Origin of the sequence: Streptomyces galbus (assembly GCF_005280195.1) — a bacterium.
In the GTDB taxonomy this organism is placed as follows: Bacteria; Actinomycetota; Actinomycetes; order Streptomycetales; family Streptomycetaceae; genus Streptomyces; species Streptomyces galbus.
In genome coordinates, this window is record NZ_SZPR01000048.1 from 1 (window position 1) to 301 (window position 301).

Sequence of the window (301 nt, forward strand, 5' to 3'; positions counted from 1 at the left end):
CATCAGCGGCACCAACGCCCACGTCATCCTCGAACAAGCACCCCCCACCCCCACCACCCCAGAAGAAACCCCCCAGAACACCACCCCCCTCACCCCCACCCCCGTCCCCCTCTCCGCCCGCACCCCCCACGCCCTGCGCGAACAAGCCCAGCGCCTCCTGCACCACCTCGACCAGCACCCCACCCACCTCACCGACCTCGCCCACTCCCTCGCCACCCACAAAGCCGCACTCCACGAACGCGCCGTCCTACTGGCCGACACCCCCGACACCCTGCGCACCGCACTCACCCACCTCACCCAC

General features: G+C 70.8%; 1 protein-coding gene. It reads left to right on the plus strand.

Features of this window, described 5'->3' with window-relative positions:
• A partial coding sequence (locus tag E4U92_RS35170; protein WP_137304522.1) for a CurL C-terminal domain-containing protein occupies positions 1-301 on the plus strand: 301 nt, incomplete at both ends.